Genomic DNA, 19630 nt, shown 5'->3' on the forward strand with positions numbered 1-19630 from the left:
GGTTTCCTTTTCTTTTAACATTTATTTTTAATTTGAATGGATGGAGTTGACTTGCTTTGATTAATTTGGTTCGGTTCACTTGCCTTTGGCCTTCTTCTGTCTACGCTCCTCTTGCTCCCAATGCTTCAGATGCGGATAAGGGTCGAACGACCATTCATTCAGCCCGCTGTCACGATAGATGCCGTAATGCAGATGGGGTGGAAACTTGCCTTGTGTACCCGGTTTTCCATAGCCTGAACTGCCGACCCAGCCCAATATCTGACCTGGAGTAACCACTTCGCCGATATGGGCGTTTTTGTCAAAACCCGATAGATGAGCGTAATAGTGATAATGATTATTCAGGTCCCGGATACCGATGCGCCATCCGCCAAACGGATTCCAACCCTTGATTTCCACGATACCGTAACAGGTACTGCGTACAGGCAGGCCATGGGGTGCAAAAATGTCTGTGCCTTCATGGATACGGTACCCGCCCCAACTGCGTTTGGTGCCCCAGGTGCTGCGATATGAATAGTTGGTTCCGAGAGGGACGGGAAAGGCGTGACCAAAGAGATCGAGGCTGTCAAAATGCTCATATAATTTCGCGAATTGCTGAATGCGCTGAACAGCCCGAGAGTTGTGGTAATATTCCCACAGGGCAATGTTGAAATCCTCCGACTTCGTCCCGTAATTTTGAATAACGGAAGCCATGCTGTAAAGCACATCCAGATCATTATTGGCATCTGCTAGACCATCTCCGGAACCGTCTCGACCATACCCGTTAAAAAATACAATAGAGGCGGGTTGTTGGTCCGTCTCATTAGGATTTAGCCAGCCTCTCCAGGCCGGAGGGGTCATGAAGATGCCTGTAAGCCGTTCGGGATGTTTGCGATCCTTGGGATGGGCGCGTGAAATTGTTCGTTCATATTGATCGATTGCCGCCAGCCTGTACCAGGGAATTTGAGTCATTTGACCGATGCTTTCATACAAATTTCGGCGAGAAGCGAAAATGTCCGCTGGTTTTTGCTCAGCAGTCTGAGGTTTGGAATCAGCGGCGGTAGGTTCACCGTGTACCTCAACAGGCAGAAATGGGAGAAGCAGTGTGCCTGCGAGTAATGTTTTGATCCAAAAGGCGTAAGTAAAGCGCGATGTAAAGCGATCTTGCACAGGGAAGCAGCCCCCTTTCCAATAAGATGATGCACATGATGCCCGGTGAACCAAGCTATAACCTAGCGTTCTTCAAAAGTCTTTATTTTATCCACCAGGAGTGAGATGTGACAAATGGGGGTTTTTCCAGTGCTTTCATGGTATAATATGTTCCGAGCAACAGCCTAACTTCAGTAGAAAGAAGGTTTACGCATTGGCTAAACGTGTTAAAGAACCGAAGCCGGACTGGATTCGGATCAAATTGACAACCGGCGACAACTATCAGGAAATGAAAACAATGATGCGTTCCAAAACGCTGCATACAGTATGTGAGGAAGCACGGTGTCCGAATATTTACGAATGTTGGGCCAATCGGACGGCTACTTTTATGATTTTGGGTGATATATGCACAAGGGCATGCCGTTTTTGCGCAGTAAATACCGGCTTGCCAACGGAGCTTGATCTGCAGGAGCCAGAACGCGTGGCAGAAGCGGCAGAACAGATGAACCTGCAGCACTGCGTAATTACGAGTGTGGCGCGTGACGATCTGAAGGATGGAGGAGCAACGATCTTTGCGGAGACGGTGAAGGCGGTTCGTCGTCGTTTGCCGTTATGCAGTGTGGAAGTGCTCATTCCAGACTTTCTGGGTGATCGGGAATCCTTGCAGATCGTAATGGATGCCAAACCAGATATTTTGAATCACAATATTGAGACGGTTGAGCGATTGTCAGACAAAGTACGTGCGAAGGCGAAATACAAGCGTTCACTTGAACTGCTTGCTCGTGCCAAAGAAATGCAGCCGAATATTCCAACGAAATCAAGCATCATGCTTGGTGTAGGTGAGGAATATCATGAAATTTTGCAGACGATGGATGATCTGCGCGCTGTGAACTGTGACATTATGACGATTGGTCAATATCTGCAGCCGTCGGAAAAACATTTGTTTGTGGAGAAGTATTATCCGCCAGAAGAGTTCGCATCGCTGAAACAGGAAGGTCTGCAACGTGGATTCAGCCACGTCGAATCCGGACCTATGGTCCGCAGCTCTTACCATGCGCATGAACAGGTGAAATCAGCTGCGAAAAATGCTGAACAGGCGGCATCTCACGCATAATGGAGGATACAAGATTGGAAGAAGAAAAAAGTCAAGAAGAGGTTCGAGAATCGGTTCAGGAGTCTGTTCAAGACAAACCGAAAGAACCAATCATTGTACAAATCGGCAGTAAGAATTATGAAATCGTCCAGAATCACAAAGAAGGCTGGAATCCTGAAGTCTTCCGTGACCGTTACAGCGAAGTGCTGGAGCGGTACGATTACATTATTGGGGACTGGGGTTACAGCCAGTTGCGGTTGAAAGGTTTTTACCGGGACAACCATCCCAAAGCAACAAAGGATTCCACGATCTCAAGTATGGTGGATTACATCAACGAATATTGTAACTTCGGCTGTGCGTACTTTGTGCTGCAAAAGAGCAAAGATCAGCCTCCAGCCAAAGCAAAAAGCGGTTCCTGAGAAGGACCGCTTTTTTGAATACATATGTTTTAATCCAGAAAGGCTGTACGAACCCGATTCCAGAACGGATAGGGACGAAAACGTGCAAAGCTTACCTTATGTTTGGATACCTGACAACGCACTGATATAAGATCTTCCACCATAATGTTTACGTGATCCATGGTAAGCAACAACCGCTGGTCCTTGCGCGAGAAGATATCACAGTGATGGTGCTTCGGCAAAATAACCGGCGAACCCAGCGTTCGATAGACACGGTTATTAATTGAAGCAATCTCTGCGATTTGAATCGCCTCAATCGTGGGGTGCACCATGGCGCCGCCAAGCGCCTTGTTGTATGCGGTACTGCCTGAAGGTGTAGATACACAGATACCGTCTCCCCGGAACATTTCGAACGTAACGTCATTAATGTCGACCTGAGCAACGACTGTACCGTCTACCCCTTTTAAGGTAAATTCGTTCAGTGCGATATAAGAGGTATTACCCGACTTTTTGCGAATCTCAAGCTCCAGCAGCGGATACTCGACAATTCGGGGTTTCAGTCGTTCCGGGTCTCCTTTGCCACTCATCAATCTCACCAATTCCCGCAATTCTTCCTTCTTCCAATCGGCATAAAAGCCGAGGTGTCCTGTATGGACCCCAACAAAAGCGATATCCGGAATGCGGTCGATGAAATTGTGAAATGCCTGCAGCATCGTACCATCACCCCCGATGGAGATGACGATCTCCGGCGATTCTGCATCCAGTTTGAACCCTTCCTCTTTCGCCAGCGCATGAAACTGCTGACTGAGATCAATCGATAACTGGTCTCCGCGGTCTTGAACATAGTATCTCAAGATGAAAGCTCCTTTGTGGTCATTATACTACCGATGATAATCAATTCCACGGAAGAACACAATGTTTGGAGTGATTTTTCGGTTGAATATACTTACACAGTATCACTCATTTTTTGACACGACGGGGTAAGAACAAGGGACTTATTAGCGAGAGCATCAACAGTAATAGTAACATGCCTCCAAATACAGCCGCTCCTGAAAACAGTATTTGTCCCCAGTCTGGTGTATATGAAAATAATTCCGGCATGACACGGGTCTGGAGAAAAACAGGCCTTCCCGTATCACCCATCATCGGTATCCAAAGCAAAAGCACAAGGATGGGAGCAATAAGTGCATGAATGGCTCTGGCGAACAGAAAAGGTCCGTATCTCATCGGCGTGTTGCTTAGTACGCTCATAATCTGTGCATGGACAGACAGTCCACCCCAGGAGAGAACAAAGGAAGCAGCAGCAGCTTTATACACGAGCGGAATAGTCGGGCCTGCACTTCCGGCTTCTTTGGCTCCCAAAGTGACCTCAAATAGTCCGCCTACGAGACTATGGGATAAGGCCGGAGGCAAACCTGTATATTGAAGCAATCGTTCTGTCATTGCATATAATCCGCCGAGCCATCCTGTCTGTACAAGTAACTCCATCATAACGGAGAAGAATACAACCAGCCCTCCAACGATAATAATAAGGCGAAGGGAAGAAGAGACCGCATGGCGTAACAACTCACCAAAAGCCCGTCCATCAGCCTTTCTTGCCTCATGCATCGCATAAATGGCTCGAAGCAGTCTGTTCTTGGGCATCTCTTCAGAGACGGAGGGAGTATCGATTACGGTATGTGTATTCTTCGCAGAACTTCCATGGAACCGCATGAGCAAGCCTACAAGAAAAGCAGCAGCATAGTGGGATGTAACCAATACGGGTGCGATGGCAACATGGTGAAAAAAACCAACCGATACCGCCCCAATCATGAAGATGGGATCAGATGATGTGGTGAAAGATACAAGTCGTTCGCCCTCTTCCCGCGTAACCAATTTTTGTTCCCACAATTGTGCGGTCAATTTGGCTCCAGTGGGGTAACCGGAAGCGCAGCTGACGGCAAAGACAAAGCCGCCACTTCCGGGAACACGAAACAGCGGACGCATCAGCGGATTTAGGAGGGTACCCAAAAAGTGGACAATACCAAAGCCAAGCAGCAGCTCGGACAGTACGAGAAAAGGGAAAAGGGAGGGGAACAGCACGTCCCACCAAATGGATAATCCACGTACGCCTGCATGCCAGGTTTCCGTTGGAAATAGTACCATTAACACACACAGGATCAGGAGAGCGAGTGGGATCAGGACATGGGTGATTCGTTGCGAAGCGGCCATGAATTCTTCTCCTTTATATTTGGAATGGTCAAATGTGCAGCAGATCGCTCGCGCTTTTGCCTTCAATATATGAGACTAGGTGGACAAACAGTACAAATTAATGTTTGGAAAGCGCTTGCAAAAGTGGCTGTGTTTTGGAGAGATGTATGCTAAAATAATGAAAACGCCTGAGCGTCACCTCATGTTTCTAGAAGGTGAATAAAATCGGATGGAGTGATGATTATGAGTCTTGTCACCGGAATCCTGGTTTGTGCTTTTGTTTATGTTATACGTGCCTCGCTTGTACATTCTGAGGAAGAAGACTGGCGAAGTTATTAATGGGATACTGGTGCGTCAAACTTTATGTTTGACGCTTTTTTTGTGCCTTCAGCACGAGAAGGACCTGTACAGATTATAGCTATGAGGGACCATAATCATGTCATGTCATATAGGACTTTTGGGATTTTTTTGATAGAATGAGGATATAGGCGTTCGAGGCCTTGTTCGAAAATCTCCTTTCATACTTGAGCATGGGAGTATAATATATATCAAAATTCGACACAAGAGAGGAGGGAGTAAGCGAATGAATCCGAGTTTAAGCATCTACGATAATCTGGGTGGTGAGGCAGGTGTTCGCGCGCTGGTTGAGGCTTTCTATCCGATTGTTCAGCAAAATGAGAAACTGGCTCCTCTTTTTCCGGAAGACATTCAGCCGGTAATGGACAAACAATACATGTTTTTGTCTCAGTTCTTTGGTGGCCCTGCATTGTTTTCCGAGGCTTTTGGTCATCCAATGATGCGTGCCCGCCATATGCATTTTGAAGTAACAGTTGAGAGAGCAGAAGCTTGGCTCGCGTGTATGGATCAGGCGTTGACCCAGGTCGGTGTGGAAGAACCATTACATTCTTTTGTTCTGCAGCGTTTATCGGGACCTGCACATCATTTTGTGAATACACCTTAGTGCCGATTTACAAGCTTAGGGGAGAGGGATGAAGCAAGTGGAATTAGAGCCTCTGTATAAGGTTAAGGTGAAGTGTCATTACTGCGAGACGGAGTATGATACCTCACGAGTAAGACCGAGCTTGAAACGGCCATACCGTACAGACTCCGATTTTTGTGCGTATTACAAGCAGGAGAATCCGGATTTTTATGTTGTACGAATCTGTCCGGAATGCGGATTTGCTTCCACAGAAAATGCAACAGAGCATTTGAATGACATTCAACGTAAGGCATTCAAGGAACAAATCGGCAATCGATGGGTGAAACGGGACTATAGCGGAGCCCGGACACTTCAACAGGCAATGGATTCATACAAGCTTGGCTTGCTGTGCGCACAGGTTATTCAGGAGAAAGACCGTGTCGTCGCTGGACTGCTGCATCATATTGCCTGGCTGTATCGGTACATGGAGGATCATGTTCAGGAGAACCGATTTCTTGAATTTAGCCTTGAAGCTTACGTGAAGGTTTTTGAACGTGAAGGTACTGGCGGAAATGAAGCCAAACTGCTCTATCTGCTCGGGGAGTTAAACCGCAGAATAGGGCGATTCCATGAGGCTGTGAAATGGTTTGGTAGGGTCATCCATGACAAACGCATCACCGATGCTGCCATGATTCGTGCTTCGCGTGAGCAGTGGGCTTTGCTGCGGGAACAGATGATCTCGAGCAAGATGGAATTGCCAGCTGAGATGATTGACACAGACAAAGAGGCTGCGAAACGCAGCCCCATTGGATAAATGAACGTTAAACTCTAGTTACGCACAGGACGACTGGACAGCAGGTAATCACTGTCATTGTCGATTACCGTCATACTGGTATTACAACAAGGAAAGACCAGCAATTTCTTTTTGCCTTCGCGAATGCGTACAAGCTCCTTGGGTTTGAGTGGCAGCAGTACGTTGCTTGCATGGCAGTACGGACATTGCTGTACATAGATATCCCCCATCACAATATCGTAAGGCCAGCTGTTCTCGAAGGGAATCATTCCTGCTCGCCTTTTGCAGGCGCAGCCTTGGCTGCTTCCTCTTTGGCCAGTTCGGCAATTTTCTGCATCAGGATATGCTGTGGCATATGCATCAGATGTTCGAGGGGAACACCCAGAGATTCTGCTAATTTGACGGCTGTGTCAGCCGAGACTTGTAAAGGTTTCATACAATGACCTCCTGAAAATAGGCTTAAACTATTTCTCTAGTATAGAGATATCGCGCTTATAAAACCAGTTCTAATTCAAGGTTGGTTATCCAATTTACTGAGAGAGGTGCCTTATAAATTGAAAACACCATTACAACCCGTCTGGGATCTGGAGTCCATTTTTAGTGGAGGATCCGCCTCCGAATCATTCGCTGCTTATTTGATTGAGTTGGAGCAGGATGTACGCAGGCTGCATACGCTTTTGAAAGAAACACCTGCACCCAAGTCCTTGGAAGAAACCAATGCTTTTGATCCAATCCTCGATTTGCTGCAGAGCTGTTATATCCGAATTTCGGAAGGGTCTGCCTTTGTATCCTGTCTTTCTTCACAAAACCAAAATGATAAAAAGGCAGTTCAGCTTCAGGGAACCATTAGTTCTCTTGCGGCGATGTTGAATAGTAGCAAATCCCAATTTGATAACACGCTTAGTCAGACATCAGACTCTGTTTGGGACGCATGGATTGCACGGGAGGATGTCCAGCCGCTTGCCTTTGCACTGAATGAGAGCCGCACGCAAGCTCGTGAGAAGCTGTCTCCAGAGCTTGAAGGTCTTGCGCTTGACCTCGGCGTAGATGGTTACCATGGCTGGGGAAAATTCTATAACACCATTGTAAGCAAGGTTAACATCCCATTTGAACAAAATGGTGAAACGGTGATGCTGTCTGCAGGTCAGGCTGCCAATAAGCTGAGCGACAGCGACCGGAATGTACGCGAAACTGTATTCGCTAACTGGGAACAGGCCTGGACGGATGTCGAAGACTTCTGCGCAGATACATTAAACCATCTCGCCGGTTTCCGTCTCAAATTGTATGAGAAGCGCGGTTGGGATGACATTCTAAAGGAACCTTTGGCGATTAACCGGATGTCACGGCAGACGCTTGATACGATGTGGGACGTTATTAATGGTGCCAAACCAGCACTGGTTCAATACCTGGAACGCAAGGCGCAGCTGCTTGGAGTGGACAAACTCAGCTGGAGTGACGTTGATGCACCTGTAGGCAAGTCGGGCGGGAAAGTCACTTATGATGATGCCGCAATGAATATTGTGGAGCAATTTGCCAAGTTCAGTCCCAAACTTTCCAAATTTGCAGAGATGGCGTTTGAGAAACGATGGATCGAAGCTGAAGACCGCCCTGGTAAGCGCCCAGGGGGATTTTGTACATCATTGCCGCTCAGCAAAGCAACACGTATTTTCATGACCTTCTCTGGGACGCCTTCAAATGTGTCGACACTTGCTCATGAACTCGGACATGGGTATCATCAGCACATTATGGAAGATCTGCCTGCGCTGAATCAACGCTATGCCATGAATGTGGCAGAGACGGCATCTACGTTTGCCGAATTGATTGTAGCAGATGCGCTGGTTCAGGCTGCCGAGGATGAACAGGAGAGGTTGGCTCTGCTTGAAGACAAGATCCAGCGAAGTGTTGCCTTCTTCATGAATATTCATGCCCGTTTCCTGTTCGAAAACCGCTTCTATGAGCAGCGCAAAAAAGGTTTGGTGAATGCAGATGAGCTATCCAAACTCATGGTGGAAGCACAACAGGAAGCTTTCTGTGGTGTGCTTGCGTCGGATCACCCGCATTTCTGGGCATCGAAACTACATTTCTATCTGACAGGTGTGCCATTCTACAACTTCCCGTATACCTTTGGCTATATGTTCAGTGCAGGTATTTATGCCAGAGCACAGCAGGAAGGTACGGCTTTTGCGGATAAATATGATGATTTGTTACGAGATACAGGACGTATGTCGGTAGAGGAGCTTGCGCAGAAACATCTGGGTACGGATCTTACTCAACCTGATTTCTGGCAAAATGCAGCGAATCTGGTCATTGCCGATATTGATCAATTCCTAAAGATGACAGAAACAGCAATATAAATCGTATGCCTATATATGAAATTAGGCTGCAATTCTATGTGATACACATGGGGTTGCAGTCTTTTTTTTGGTTATTTATGAATGTGGCTCAAGTTGAATAAATTGTCGCAATTAAGAGAAAAAACTCACTTGAAGGATGCAAAATGGCAACTAATTGTGCAAATTATAGTTATATTTACCCAAATTTGTTTGTATTTGTTGAATGACTACATTTGATGTCATATAATGAGTCGTAAGTCCTTGTTTTCAAGGGTGAAGGTGCATAAAGGAGGAGCGTTATGGTAAAAATCGACCAGCTTTCATTAGCACGACAGTTGGATTTGGTGTTCAAAGAGCTTGATCATGAATTATCAGGGTTGGATTCAGGTGTGGTTTTTGTGCAAATACGAAATAATGTAATTGGAAAGTTTGGAATTCGACATAATCCGATAACCGGACGGGATGGACAAATGGAAGTGGAGGACGGTGGCTTGAACGAAACCCAGCGCTCTTCGTTCCGCGCAATGGCACTGGAGACTTTGAAATTTAAACGGAATTGGACGCACGGAGAAATTGCATATGACTTTACAGTAAGACAAGGTATGATTCTGGTTGATGCCACGATGGAGTCAAACTACAATATGGCGAACCTGATGATTCGTTATCCTAGAACCAATACATACATGGATTCAGGCATGGAGTCGACTTCATAATAGTAATAAGCACAAAAGGAAAAGCGGCACTTCCGAGGAAGGCCGCTTTTGTACTAGATATCGGAGCACGCATAACGAGCTTACGAACGACCCGATAATTGCTGCTCAGCGATTTGCACCAGACGTTTAGTGATGTAACCACCCAGAGAACCTGTCTCACGGGAAGTGTAGTTACCGTAGTAACCATCTTGGGGAATTGTTACACCCAGTTCTTGTGCAGCTTCCATTTTCAATTGTTGCAATGCTGCGTTTGCTTGGGGAACAACCAGATTGTTGGAGCGGCTTCCGCTACCTTGGTTTTGACCTCCGTACATGTGTGTCACCTCCTTATGGCTTGGTGATGTTAGTATGGTTAGAGAATGAGGAAATATACATCATATGGAGTAAGGTAAAATTTGGACAAAAACGACGAACGATTGTATAGAAAAAGCCGACCCGGTATGGATCGGCAGCGTAAAATATAAGGTAAAAATAGGGACTTACTCCTCTAAAAAAACTTGAGAGTGCAAGATTACTACTCGGTTGGCGGAACTATCTCAATACGAGTAAAAAGCTCAACAGGCTGTTCGGGTTCCAGACGAATCAGTCCCGTCTGTTCGTCTGTTAAATTCAAATTGGGTGCATCCGGAAGCCACGTGTAAGGCTCAATGCATAAAAATTGATCGGATTCGCCCTTGGTAAAGAGGACCCAATGTTTGAAAAATGCTTCATCTGCTGAATATTTCAGCGTATATCCATCCTGCCTGCGCAAGTGAGCTATCGCTGGTTGCCCTTCGGCAGCTTTCAAAATGGTGTCCCAGTTTCGTCCCTGCATGTTCATGCCTTCGTTCAAAGAAGACCATTCTCCGAGAGATTCAATCTTACCTGTAGGCAGCTGTTCTTCATTCTGAGCGTAAATTCCGGATACCGGAAGTTGCAGCGTCCAATCGGCAGGTTTGCCGTCAAGCAGAAACCATGTATGATATCCCATCCCAAAAGGCGCAGGAGTGGAGCTCAGATTGGTCACACGCAGGCGCTGGCTTAATACCGCGTTTTGCAGTCTGAACGTCATCTCAAGCTTCAAAGGAATAGGGAATTGAGCCATCCAATGCGCTTCATTTTCAGTTAATAATTCCGTAGTAATTGCACAGCCATCTTCATCTTCTTCGATGTCGCTGACACACCAGGACTGGCTGCGGTGGAGGCCGTGAATATGATTGTCATTGGCTGTATTCTGATCGAATTGGTAATGGACTCCCTCATACTGGAATTGTCCTCGATGAATGCGGCCTGGCGGAATAAGAAGCGGAACGCCGAAGTGATACGGCTTCTGTAAATAAAAGGCGAGTTCATCTTCTTCCGGACTGCGAACGACATCGCGGCCCTGCACGAGATCACGAATGGAAATAATATTATTTCCAAGACGCGGTAGCAGGGTAATCTCCAATTCACGGCTATGTAGGATATACGTGTCGTAACCATTCCATTGGCCTTTGGTCACTTGTTTCATATCGATGCTCCTTTTCCCACTTGAAATCTGTCTGCAAACAGCCATTCCTATCTGCCGTTGCAGGCGTGTCATTGTGTACATGTCACTTATCTCCCTAGCATAACGAATGAATGCTGATCATCAGGATAAGCAATTCCATCATAACAGATTTCTGTGAAGTGGGTAAAATAAGCTATTCCCATTTTGACATTCTGCTCCGTGCGGATTAAGATGGTATTCTGAACGATGCATTTTATCCAATGAATGATAATCAAAGCGATGACAGGGACAAGTAAGTCAAGAGAATTCTCTCCAGAAAGCCGATGGTTGATGCGAATCGGTGTGAACTCTTTACCGAATGGACCCTTGAGTGCTGGTTTGAACAGGAAAGGTCTGAGTTGGGCTATCCTCAGTAGAACTGGACGTATACTCCACGTTACGGAGAAATGAAGGCATTTCTTCTATTTGATCCGATTAGATCGGGTGGATGGAGAAGTGCGAATAAGGGTGGCACCACGGTCTCACGTCCCTTGCGGATGTGGGGCCTTTTTGCGTTCGCGGAGAATGGGAACAAACAATCAGGGAGGCGTTATGTGAAATGAAAACAGTACTTTCGGGAATTCAGCCGAGCGGCAAGCTAACATTGGGCAACTACATCGGAGCAATTAAAAACTTTGTGAAATTGCAGCATGACTACCAGTGTCACTTCATGGTGGTTGATCTTCATGCTGTAACAGTGGCTCAAGAGCCTGCAGCACTTCGTGAGCAGTCCGAGGCGGTAGCTGCCTTGTTCATCGCGGCTGGAATTGATCCCACGAAATCAAATGTGTTCCTACAATCCCATGTACCGCAGCATGCGGAATTGGGCTGGTTGATGACTACCCTGACTTCGATGGGGGAGCTCGAACGCATGACACAGTTCAAGGACAAATCATCCGGTAAAGATTCGGTTGGCGCTGGATTGTTTGTATATCCTTCTTTGATGGCTGCTGATATATTGCTCTACAATGCTGACCTGGTACCTGTAGGTGAAGATCAGAAGCAGCATCTGGAACTAACACGTGATCTGGCTGGTCGGTTTAACCACCGTTATGGTGAATATTTTACGATTCCAGACCCTTATATTCCACAAGTGGGTGCTCGTGTAATGTCGCTGGATGATGCTTCTTCGAAAATGAGCAAGAGTAATCCAAATGCAGGCAGCTACATTGCTTTGCTTGATCCGCCGGATGTGATCCGCAAAAAAATCAGTCGTGCCACAACCGATTCCGGTCGTGAAGTTGTATATGATCCGACAAACAAACCTGAGGTCAGCAACCTGATGAGTATCTATGCTGAATGTGCAGGTCTGACTTTGAAGGAAGTTGCGGAGCGTTATGAAGGCAAAATGTATGGTCCTTTCAAAAAAGAACTGGCTGAAGTGGTCGTGTCCGTGATCGAACCTTTACAGCAGCGGTATCATGAGATTCGGGAGTCTGGTGAATTGGCAGACATTCTCGAGGCTTCAGCCCAGCGCGCAGAAGCAGTAGCTTCCCAAACAATGAATGAGGTTAAAGAACGTATGGGATTTGTTCCTAGACGTACGAAGTAAGTGGTAAAAGGCAAGAATATTAAGTAGATGAATCGTTAACATGAATAAAGAGGAGCCGTGTTATGGCTCCTCTTTATTTTGGTTGTGCAGACTACTATGAAATTACCTGCTCGAAGCAGTCTCGGAAGCTGGACGACCTTCCCGGCGCTCTTTCTTGGCGCGAATAACGAAACCCCAGCCGATGTTGGCAACGGACACGACAAACAGCAGCGCAGCCAGCCAGCCGGAGTAGGAGATCATGATCGCCGTAACCGCTAACAACATAATCGATGAGAATGCAAACCATAAGGATAAACCCTTACTCATTGGGAAAAACCTCCATATACAAATTTAGTGAAATTCCGTATAACCTGAACCGTACGAGCCATAATAATCTTGCAAGCTTGCAATACATTACAGACACAGATTGAAGGGAGATTATAAATATGGCTCAAGGATCTCGTTCTAACAACTTGGTGGTACCTCAGGCAAATTCAGCATTGCAACAATTGAAAATGGAAGCTGCACAGGAACTGGGTGTAACGATTCCACAAGACGGTTACTATGGTAACTACACTTCCCGTGAGACAGGATCTCTGGGTGGGTACATCACCAAACGTCTGGTACAAATCGCTGAGCAGTCTCTGGCTGGGTCTGGCAAATAATTCATTATAACAACAGCGCATCAAACAGAAGCCCGGAGCGGAAACGCTCCGGGCTTTCTCGCGCATCAGTTCCTATGTCTGATTGTGCCCTTCCAAGTATCTTTCGTCAAGAGCGTGCAGATAAAAGTTTCTTATCCATTTTCTCATCGCTTAACCAGCCGACATATGTGTCAATGGTTTCAAAATTACGATCCATAACGACCACAGCGACAAAAGGGTACTGCTTTCGGTGTCGATAACGTACATCTGCCCAGCGTACCTTGTATCCAGCAGGCAATTCCTCCACCTCAGCGACAGCATAGGAAGTGAAATAAAGAAACGCTGTGACTTCAGGTGATTCGCGTGATGCGGCAACAGCGGCGTGAGTGGACGATGAAGCATGGAGATTCCATGTCAGGACAGCATGATCCATTTTGCCAATCTCATAACTGCCATCGGCATATCTTTTTACCACATGCCAGCGGTTCCAGGATATCGTCGGAATTACCATATAATGACCAGCAGGGTTACTTTTATCGAGCCGTTTCACCTTGCTGACAGCCTGAGCCCGAGCAATGGTCCGCCATACATAATACAGACCAGTCACAATATAAAGTGAAACAAAAAGTGGAGCAGGGGCGATCAGATCGAATGCCCATAACAAAATGGCCAGCACATGTGTAGTAAATAGAAATGGATCAAAAATATGAATGATGTTCCAGGCAATCCAGCGTTCTGTAAATGGTCGTGCTGCTTGGGTTCCATAGGTATTGAACAAATCGGTAAAAACGTGAAAGCCTACGGCGACAGCAGTCCAGGCCGCGACGTGTCCAATGGCGACATCCGGGAAGATCAGTGCAATAACCCCGGTGATGAGCAGAACCCATAACAGGAGAAAAGGCAGTGAATGGGACATGCCCCGGTGATTCCGGATGTAGAGCGAGTTGCTTTTGAGACGTAACGCCGTATCGATGTCAGGAGCCTGGGAACCTGCGATGGTGCCAATCATGACCGCTGCTGCGAGCATGGGACTACTCGCGACGACAGGATCGACATAAGCAAGGCCAGCTAAACCAATGCCCATGACAAAATGTGTAGAAGTATCCATAAACGTCTCCTTTGTGTGGTGTATCGTTAATGCGTGCAGCTTCTCTATCTAGGTGATACCCATATATAGTGTATATTATCCGCCTGCCTGGAAGCAAAACACCCTGAATTGCAAAGTTATGACAAGATCCAGCTCATTTGCCAGCAAATGTACGAGCTTTGTCAAACTCTTTTCCCTTTTCCTGTGATAAACTTTATATTAAGGACAGAAGAAAACCTTCAGCGAACGTGAACACCAGAATGTCGTTTTATCCTATGCTATGACCTCGGTGCCTGGATGTATCGGTACTGTTTGCTTTATTTTGAGGCTACTTGCCGGATTATGCGTTATTTTTGACACGATTGTCTATGTGATTATGTACACCTTTCTTAACTCCATTAACGAGTTGTCTTTAAATAAATAAGGTATAGGCACTGATCTGTGGAACCGTTACAATAACGAAGGAGCTCAATGATGGAGTGGTTCTTCGTATACATATGCATCAGAAGGGAATGGCAATGAGGAACTTTCATTAAAATTTCTATTCTATCTAGGAAAGTTCAACATAACAGCGATAACAAGCAAGGTTTTATGTATGCGTATTCATATGCTTTGAGACGGAAGGGACGAGAATGATGCTGAAAAAGTATAAATGGACATGGATGCTGTTGGGTCTCGCACTGATTATGGCTGTGTATTTGATGTGGGGCACCGTATTTGCCAGCAAGGAAAAGTTACCCGAGATTCGGGAGATTCAATCCTTTTCCATGGAAAATGTAGATGGAAGTACTGTGTCCCTGGATGATACGAAAGGAAAGGTGCGTTTGTTTTACTTTTATTTCACCAGCTGTCCTGATGTGTGCCCGATAACGACATTTACGCTATCCCAGGTGCAGGATCTGTTGAAAGAGGACGATACCTTTGGCAAGGATGCCGCATTTGTGTCTATCTCGTTTGATCCGAAAGTGGATACCAAAGAGAAAATCAAGGAATTTGCAGATCGTTTCCACGCGGATTATGAAGGCTGGTATTTCCTGCGGGGGGATATGGATAAAACGAAGCAGCTTGCCAAGGAATCGTTCCAGATCCTTATTGATGGTGAGAACAAGGACAATTTTGCCCACATGAACATGATAGGACTGGTGGATCGGAATAACCAGTTACGCAAGGTTTACAATGCGTTTAATACAGAGGATGTTGAACCTGCTGTCATTGCGGAGGACATCCGCAATCTGGTCAAGGAATGAAGAAGCATTCATAAATGACAAACCATAAAAGAGGCTGCTTCCTGGGTAGAATGAATACCCTGGTGCAGCCTCTTTTATGTACCTAAAACGACGGGAATTCAGGATATTGGATATACGATTCCAGTCCGGCTTTCTCCAATTGGGCGATAATGTACTCGTCGGGAGTTCCCTCTACGCCCGCATAGCCGCGCCGTGTATACATCTGTACGGCATCCGGGAAGGCATCCCGAAGCACACCTCTGATTTTTTTGCCCGAACTGTCATTATCCATAAATAAGTAGACCTCGTCGTAACCAACCTGTTTGCGCAGTGACTCAAGCTTGAGAGAATTCAGTGTTCCAAACGTGCACAAAATGTTGATTTCGGGGCCTACGAGACGTTTCAGCTTACTGCGATCATTTTTACCTTCCACAATGACATGAATAGGCATCATATTCACCTCTTGGTCGAGAGCTTATGTCGACATTCCCCGGGAAATGTTGCAGCGAAAATCGACCGGATTATATAAAATGGACCTACTAATTTTTACACGACAACTACGCTGACAGAAACATCTCAGATTTCTAACTTCTTTTTCACGTACATCATGAAGTGAATTTCTGATCAGTAGTGACCGTTACGGTTACGGATCGTTCTTTCGATCGCTGTTGTCTCCAAATTTCTGATTAATTTTTTAAAGGTTGAAATATGGGGACAAAGGCGAACGCTACCGCTTCTTCTGAATCGATTCCGTCCCCTCCACTACTTCCGCTGATCGTCCATTCCTAATGAGGATATTTAAGAAAAAGATTGATCCAAGGCCGCTTCGTTCGTGTGTAAAACATCAGTCCATTTTATATAGTTTAGCTGTAAATGGGGGAATGATGCAAAGCCAAGAAAAATACGAGCCTGTCTGTTGTCAAAGAGTAAGGATATAGGTCATCATCCGGATACGGTTAACCAAGTATGCTTTTGGGATCAGATAAAGGAGCCTCGCGTCTGGTTGTGAAGTAAGGGAGCAGCATCATACCGATCATCAATAATACAAAGGCAATGAAATATGGGGATAAGCCCACACGCAGCTGCCCGGCAGTGATTGGACCTATGAAAGAACCAATGGAGGTAGCAATGGATTGCAATGAAAAGATACGTCCTAGCTTTTCTCCACCGCTTAACCGAATAAAGAGCGTTGCCATGGCAGGGAAAACGATTCCTTTGGACATCCCCAGAACGAAGAGTACCGAGGATAAAGGAATCTGCGGCATTGCCGCAAGGGTAAAGAAACATAAAGACATCAGCAGTACACCCACAACCAAGCGAAGTTTGGGGGAATAGCGGTTGAGAAATAGCATGCTCAGCGTAAATAAAGCGCCAATACTGATGATGGAAAACAAAAGTCCGGTAGACATCATGGACGAATGTCCGCCTCCGCGCAGAGGCAATTCAAAAAAAAGAATTCCTTGGGCACAGGCAATGACAAGTGGCAGAGCAAAGTATCGCCAGGACACGGGCAGGAATTTTCTTTTCTCCCCGGCCGAGCTGCTGGGCGTGGGAGGCTCCGTCACTTTTTCATGCTGCACCTCAGCCAAACCTTTCGGCATGGATAACCAGGCAATTGCACCCGATAGTATGAGCAGATAACCAAGACTCGCGAAGGTGGCGGAGAATCCCAGCGCTCCAACGATTAGTGCCCCTGCAGCGGGGGATACCACGGATGCCAGTGTGTGCACGACACCATGGCCTGACATATATTTGCCTTGCTTGACCGGATCACTTGACAGTTGGGCCAGAAGGGCGAGGCAGGCCGGGGACAGAAAAGCGAGCACAAATCCGCTGATGGAACGTAGAGCGAGCAGCTGCCATGGCGTATGGATCTGCGCCTGAATCAGCAAAATGATCCCTGCACCCAACAGACTGAACACGATATAACGACGACTGCCGTGTTTGTCGATTTGCGTTCCGGCAATCAGATTGCCTGGAAGATGGGTCAAAGAGTAGATGCCCATCATCCAGCCGATGAAGGTTGGGGCCGCCCCGAGCGAGATGGCAAATGGGGTCAGAATTGGATACTGGGCATGCAAATCAAAAACAGCAAGGAACAAAAAAAGATATAGCCAGATGGCCGTTTTCACAGAAGCCCCTCCTTGTTAAGCGATGCTAGTTCAATAACTGAACAATGAATATGTTCCCCGTTTCTTAAGCAGAACCTCATGGTACTACTTGTACGCCCGGCGGGACGAACTTAGACCGTTTATTTTTACATAGGAGGGCTTAGCTGACAGCAGCTTCGGAAATCATGTATAATATTCGGGAAGTGTTAATAATCAACTCTAATACGGAAGGTGTAGTCATGAACATAGAAGTAATCAAAGAGTTTGTGATGCAGAACTGGCTGGTGATTGTGGTTGCGTTGATCATTTTGTTCTTTGTCCTGAACGTGGTCAAAACCGTATTGAAATGGGCGATTGCCATCATCATTATTGCGGCTCTACTGATATACAGCGGCATCTCCTTGGATCAGATCAAACAGACAGTTACAGATGTACAATCGAGTACGATGGACACATTGAAGAAGGAAGCGACCAGCATAATGCTCAAGGAAGCTTCCAAAGCAACGTACACCAAGGGACAGGATGGTGCATTTACCATCACAAGCCCCAATGTGGAGATTAAGGGTAGAACGAATTCGGATAAAGTCGATGTAACATTACGGGGGATCTCACTGGGCGAATGGAAGGTCGACAATGAAACGATACGAACTTTTGTCAAACAGGCACAGGAGAACGGAACAGCACCGGCTTCGTAGTAAAGGAGGAATGAATACGTGCTGCAAAGTTGGCTCGACAGTCTGAAAGAATTCAATGGCATAACGATTATGCTGCTGTTGATTGTGGCCGCTTCATTGCTGCAGGGATGGTCCAGAGGCGCTTCGCGTTCAGCAGGAAGACTCTTTGGATTCCTCATGGATGGCATTATGGCGGTCATTGGTATTCTGTTATCCATCGGTTTAACATTATGGCTTGCGCCATATGTTCAGCAATGGCTGTCTGTGCATGCTGCAGACATGCCAAACCGTGAACTGAACCGGTGGGAGCAGATGTATTATACATTGATTACGGCCATTGCTGATTTTCCGCTGATGCGGTTTGCCGTGTTGTTTGTCCTTAGTTATGGATTCATCCGATTAATTCTCGGATTGCTCTCTTCCCTTATTTTCAGCAGAAGATCCCGTTCAGGAGAGCAAGAAAGCAAACCCAAAGGATTTTTCAGCCGCTTTACGGGTGCTGTGATTGGTACAGTCATTGGCTCCGTCCGCGGGATGATTGTGATCGCCGTGCTGTTCATGATTGTCAGTCTCTATCCGGGAAGTATGTTCAGTCGGTATGTAGAGGCTTCGCCCATTTATATGCAAGGGGCCAAATCGGTTATAGAGCCATTATCCGGTACATTCATCAAGGACAAGCTGCCGGTTTTCACTCAAGCGGTTCAGAAGGAACTGAGCGGAATCCTGCAACGCAAATATGAAGTCATTGACCATAACATTCCGGCGGATATTGAATCTGCGGCAAAAGAAATTGTAAAGAGTCAAACGACAGAGGAAGCCAAAGCCAGGGCATTATATGACTGGGTAGGTTCTCGCATTCAATATGACTATGGTAAAGTGGATGACTATGAGCAAAAGGGCATATGGCACGAACAGACGCCCCAAAATACATTTGATACACGCCAAGGTGTATGTATCGATTACGCTCGTCTCTACGCAGTCATGGCCCGTTCACAGGGGCTTGAAGTTAAAGTGGTCACAGGCCTTGGTTATAACGGGCAGGGTGGATATGGTCCGCATGCCTGGAATGAGATATATTTGAGCGATTCGCAAAGCTGGATACCGCTTGATCCCACTTGGGCGATCAGTGGCGATTGGTTCAACCCTCCTAACTTTGCCGATACTCATCTGAAAGATCAATCAGCTTAATATTACGCCGGACTTGGGTCCGGGAGATGACGACGTTGCCAGGTTATCATGCCGGGACTTAATAGTCTGTACGGTATGCATCAAGTCATGAAAGAGGT

22 protein-coding genes and 1 other annotated feature are annotated in these 19630 nt (G+C 46.4%); of the genes, 11 read left to right on the forward strand and 11 right to left on the reverse strand.

Features of this window, described 5'->3' with window-relative positions:
• Positions 1-75: 75 nt before the first annotated feature.
• On the reverse strand, positions 76-1146 hold the full coding sequence (locus tag PPA03S_RS14605) for a M23 family metallopeptidase (RefSeq protein WP_062324055.1): 1071 nt from the start codon (positions 1144-1146) through the stop codon (positions 76-78).
• Positions 1147-1339: 193 nt separating this feature from the next.
• On the opposite strand from PPA03S_RS14605, the gene lipA reads away from it, so the two are divergent.
• Both lipA and PPA03S_RS14615 read left to right on the forward strand, forming a co-directional pair.
• A complete protein-coding gene (lipA, locus tag PPA03S_RS14610; protein ID WP_062324056.1) occupies positions 1340-2239 on the forward strand; it encodes a lipoyl synthase in 900 nt (299 codons plus the stop codon).
• Between the two features lie 14 nt (positions 2240-2253).
• Positions 2254-2637 (forward strand): YutD family protein, encoded by a 384-nt coding sequence (locus PPA03S_RS14615; RefSeq protein WP_245683622.1) that lies wholly within the window; start codon positions 2254-2256, stop codon positions 2635-2637.
• A 29-nt stretch (positions 2638-2666) separates the two neighbouring features.
• On the opposite strand, the gene PPA03S_RS14620 is transcribed toward PPA03S_RS14615, so the two are convergent.
• Together PPA03S_RS14620 and spoVV are read right to left on the reverse strand one after the other, a co-directional pair.
• Positions 2667-3470 carry an NAD kinase gene (locus tag PPA03S_RS14620; protein WP_062324057.1) on the reverse strand — a complete coding sequence of 268 codons (804 nt, stop codon included), beginning with the start codon at positions 3468-3470 and terminating at the stop codon, positions 2667-2669.
• 106 nt (positions 3471-3576) lie between these two features.
• Positions 3577-4827: a dipicolinic acid transporter SpoVV gene (gene spoVV, locus PPA03S_RS14625; RefSeq protein WP_062324058.1), complete on the reverse strand. Its 1251-nt coding sequence runs from the start codon at positions 4825-4827 to the stop codon at positions 3577-3579.
• A 562-nt stretch (positions 4828-5389) separates the two neighbouring features.
• On the opposite strand from spoVV, the gene PPA03S_RS14630 reads away from it, so the two are divergent.
• Together PPA03S_RS14630 and PPA03S_RS14635 are read left to right on the forward strand one after the other, a co-directional pair.
• Entirely contained in the window at positions 5390-5767 is a 378-nt protein-coding gene (locus PPA03S_RS14630; RefSeq protein WP_062324059.1) for a globin domain-containing protein, read from the forward strand.
• A 37-nt stretch (positions 5768-5804) separates the two neighbouring features.
• Positions 5805-6539, forward strand: coding sequence for a DUF2225 domain-containing protein (locus PPA03S_RS14635; protein ID WP_082704174.1), 735 nt, complete (start codon positions 5805-5807; stop codon positions 6537-6539).
• A 14-nt stretch (positions 6540-6553) separates the two neighbouring features.
• Here PPA03S_RS14635 and PPA03S_RS14640 read toward each other — a convergent pair whose 3' ends face one another.
• Together PPA03S_RS14640 and PPA03S_RS32310 are read right to left on the reverse strand one after the other, a co-directional pair.
• Positions 6554-6787, reverse strand: coding sequence for a hypothetical protein (locus PPA03S_RS14640; protein ID WP_062324061.1), 234 nt, complete (start codon positions 6785-6787; stop codon positions 6554-6556).
• A complete protein-coding gene (locus PPA03S_RS32310; RefSeq protein WP_082704167.1) occupies positions 6784-6954 on the reverse strand; it encodes a YycC family protein in 171 nt (56 codons plus the stop codon). The genes PPA03S_RS14640 and PPA03S_RS32310 overlap by 4 nt, the downstream gene beginning before the upstream one ends.
• 118 nt (positions 6955-7072) lie before the next feature.
• Here PPA03S_RS32310 and PPA03S_RS14645 point away from each other — a divergent pair, with 118 nt between their 5' ends.
• Both PPA03S_RS14645 and PPA03S_RS14650 read left to right on the forward strand, forming a co-directional pair.
• Entirely contained in the window at positions 7073-8872 is a 1800-nt protein-coding gene (locus PPA03S_RS14645; RefSeq protein ID WP_062324062.1) for a M3 family oligoendopeptidase, read from the forward strand.
• Positions 8873-9150: 278 nt separating this feature from the next.
• Complete coding sequence (locus PPA03S_RS14650) at positions 9151-9564, forward strand: hypothetical protein (RefSeq protein ID WP_024634409.1); 414 nt, start codon at positions 9151-9153, stop codon at positions 9562-9564.
• A gap of 80 nt (positions 9565-9644) precedes the next feature.
• Here the strand turns inward: PPA03S_RS14650 and PPA03S_RS14655 are convergent, their stop codons facing one another.
• Together PPA03S_RS14655 and PPA03S_RS14660 are read right to left on the reverse strand one after the other, a co-directional pair.
• On the reverse strand, positions 9645-9878 hold the full coding sequence (locus PPA03S_RS14655; RefSeq protein ID WP_062324063.1) for an alpha/beta-type small acid-soluble spore protein: 234 nt from the start codon (positions 9876-9878) through the stop codon (positions 9645-9647).
• A gap of 200 nt (positions 9879-10078) precedes the next feature.
• Positions 10079-11053 carry an aldose 1-epimerase gene (locus PPA03S_RS14660; protein WP_062324064.1) on the reverse strand — a complete coding sequence of 325 codons (975 nt, stop codon included), beginning with the start codon at positions 11051-11053 and terminating at the stop codon, positions 10079-10081.
• A gap of 249 nt (positions 11054-11302) precedes the next feature.
• Positions 11303-11566 (forward strand) — a binding site (T-box leader).
• 64 nt (positions 11567-11630) lie between these two features.
• On the opposite strand from PPA03S_RS14660, the gene trpS reads away from it, so the two are divergent.
• Positions 11631-12623, forward strand: coding sequence for a tryptophan--tRNA ligase (trpS, locus tag PPA03S_RS14665; RefSeq protein ID WP_062324065.1), 993 nt, complete (start codon positions 11631-11633; stop codon positions 12621-12623).
• 102 nt (positions 12624-12725) lie between these two features.
• On the opposite strand, the gene PPA03S_RS14670 is transcribed toward trpS, so the two are convergent.
• Complete coding sequence (locus tag PPA03S_RS14670; RefSeq protein ID WP_062324066.1) at positions 12726-12929, reverse strand: hypothetical protein; 204 nt, start codon at positions 12927-12929, stop codon at positions 12726-12728.
• Between the two features lie 119 nt (positions 12930-13048).
• Between PPA03S_RS14670 and PPA03S_RS14675 the strand changes: the two genes are divergently transcribed.
• Positions 13049-13267 (forward strand): alpha/beta-type small acid-soluble spore protein, encoded by a 219-nt coding sequence (locus tag PPA03S_RS14675; protein ID WP_024634589.1) that lies wholly within the window; start codon positions 13049-13051, stop codon positions 13265-13267.
• 106 nt (positions 13268-13373) lie between these two features.
• Here the strand turns inward: PPA03S_RS14675 and PPA03S_RS14680 are convergent, their stop codons facing one another.
• The gene (locus PPA03S_RS14680; protein ID WP_062324067.1) at positions 13374-14354 is read right to left on the reverse strand and encodes a metal-dependent hydrolase; all 981 of its coding nucleotides are present in this window, start codon (positions 14352-14354) and stop codon (positions 13374-13376) included.
• Positions 14355-14968: 614 nt separating this feature from the next.
• Between PPA03S_RS14680 and PPA03S_RS14685 the strand changes: the two genes are divergently transcribed.
• Positions 14969-15580, forward strand: a complete 612-nt coding sequence (locus tag PPA03S_RS14685) for an SCO family protein (protein ID WP_062324204.1) — start codon at positions 14969-14971, stop codon at positions 15578-15580.
• Between the two features lie 82 nt (positions 15581-15662).
• Here the strand turns inward: PPA03S_RS14685 and PPA03S_RS14690 are convergent, their stop codons facing one another.
• Both PPA03S_RS14690 and PPA03S_RS14695 read right to left on the reverse strand, forming a co-directional pair.
• On the reverse strand, positions 15663-16010 hold the full coding sequence (locus PPA03S_RS14690; protein WP_024631255.1) for a toprim domain-containing protein: 348 nt from the start codon (positions 16008-16010) through the stop codon (positions 15663-15665).
• 505 nt (positions 16011-16515) lie between these two features.
• Positions 16516-17691, reverse strand: coding sequence for an MFS transporter (locus PPA03S_RS14695; RefSeq protein WP_062324068.1), 1176 nt, complete (start codon positions 17689-17691; stop codon positions 16516-16518).
• A 218-nt stretch (positions 17692-17909) separates the two neighbouring features.
• Here PPA03S_RS14695 and PPA03S_RS14700 point away from each other — a divergent pair, with 218 nt between their 5' ends.
• Positions 17910-18365 carry a hypothetical protein gene (locus tag PPA03S_RS14700; protein WP_062324205.1) on the forward strand — a complete coding sequence of 152 codons (456 nt, stop codon included), beginning with the start codon at positions 17910-17912 and terminating at the stop codon, positions 18363-18365.
• A gap of 69 nt (positions 18366-18434) precedes the next feature.
• On the forward strand, positions 18435-19532 hold the full coding sequence (locus PPA03S_RS14705) for a transglutaminase domain-containing protein (RefSeq protein ID WP_062324206.1): 1098 nt from the start codon (positions 18435-18437) through the stop codon (positions 19530-19532).
• Positions 19533-19630 lie beyond the last annotated feature (98 nt).

Source organism: Paenibacillus pabuli NBRC 13638 (genome assembly GCF_001514495.1).
Classification (GTDB): domain Bacteria; phylum Bacillota; class Bacilli; order Paenibacillales; family Paenibacillaceae; genus Paenibacillus; species Paenibacillus pabuli.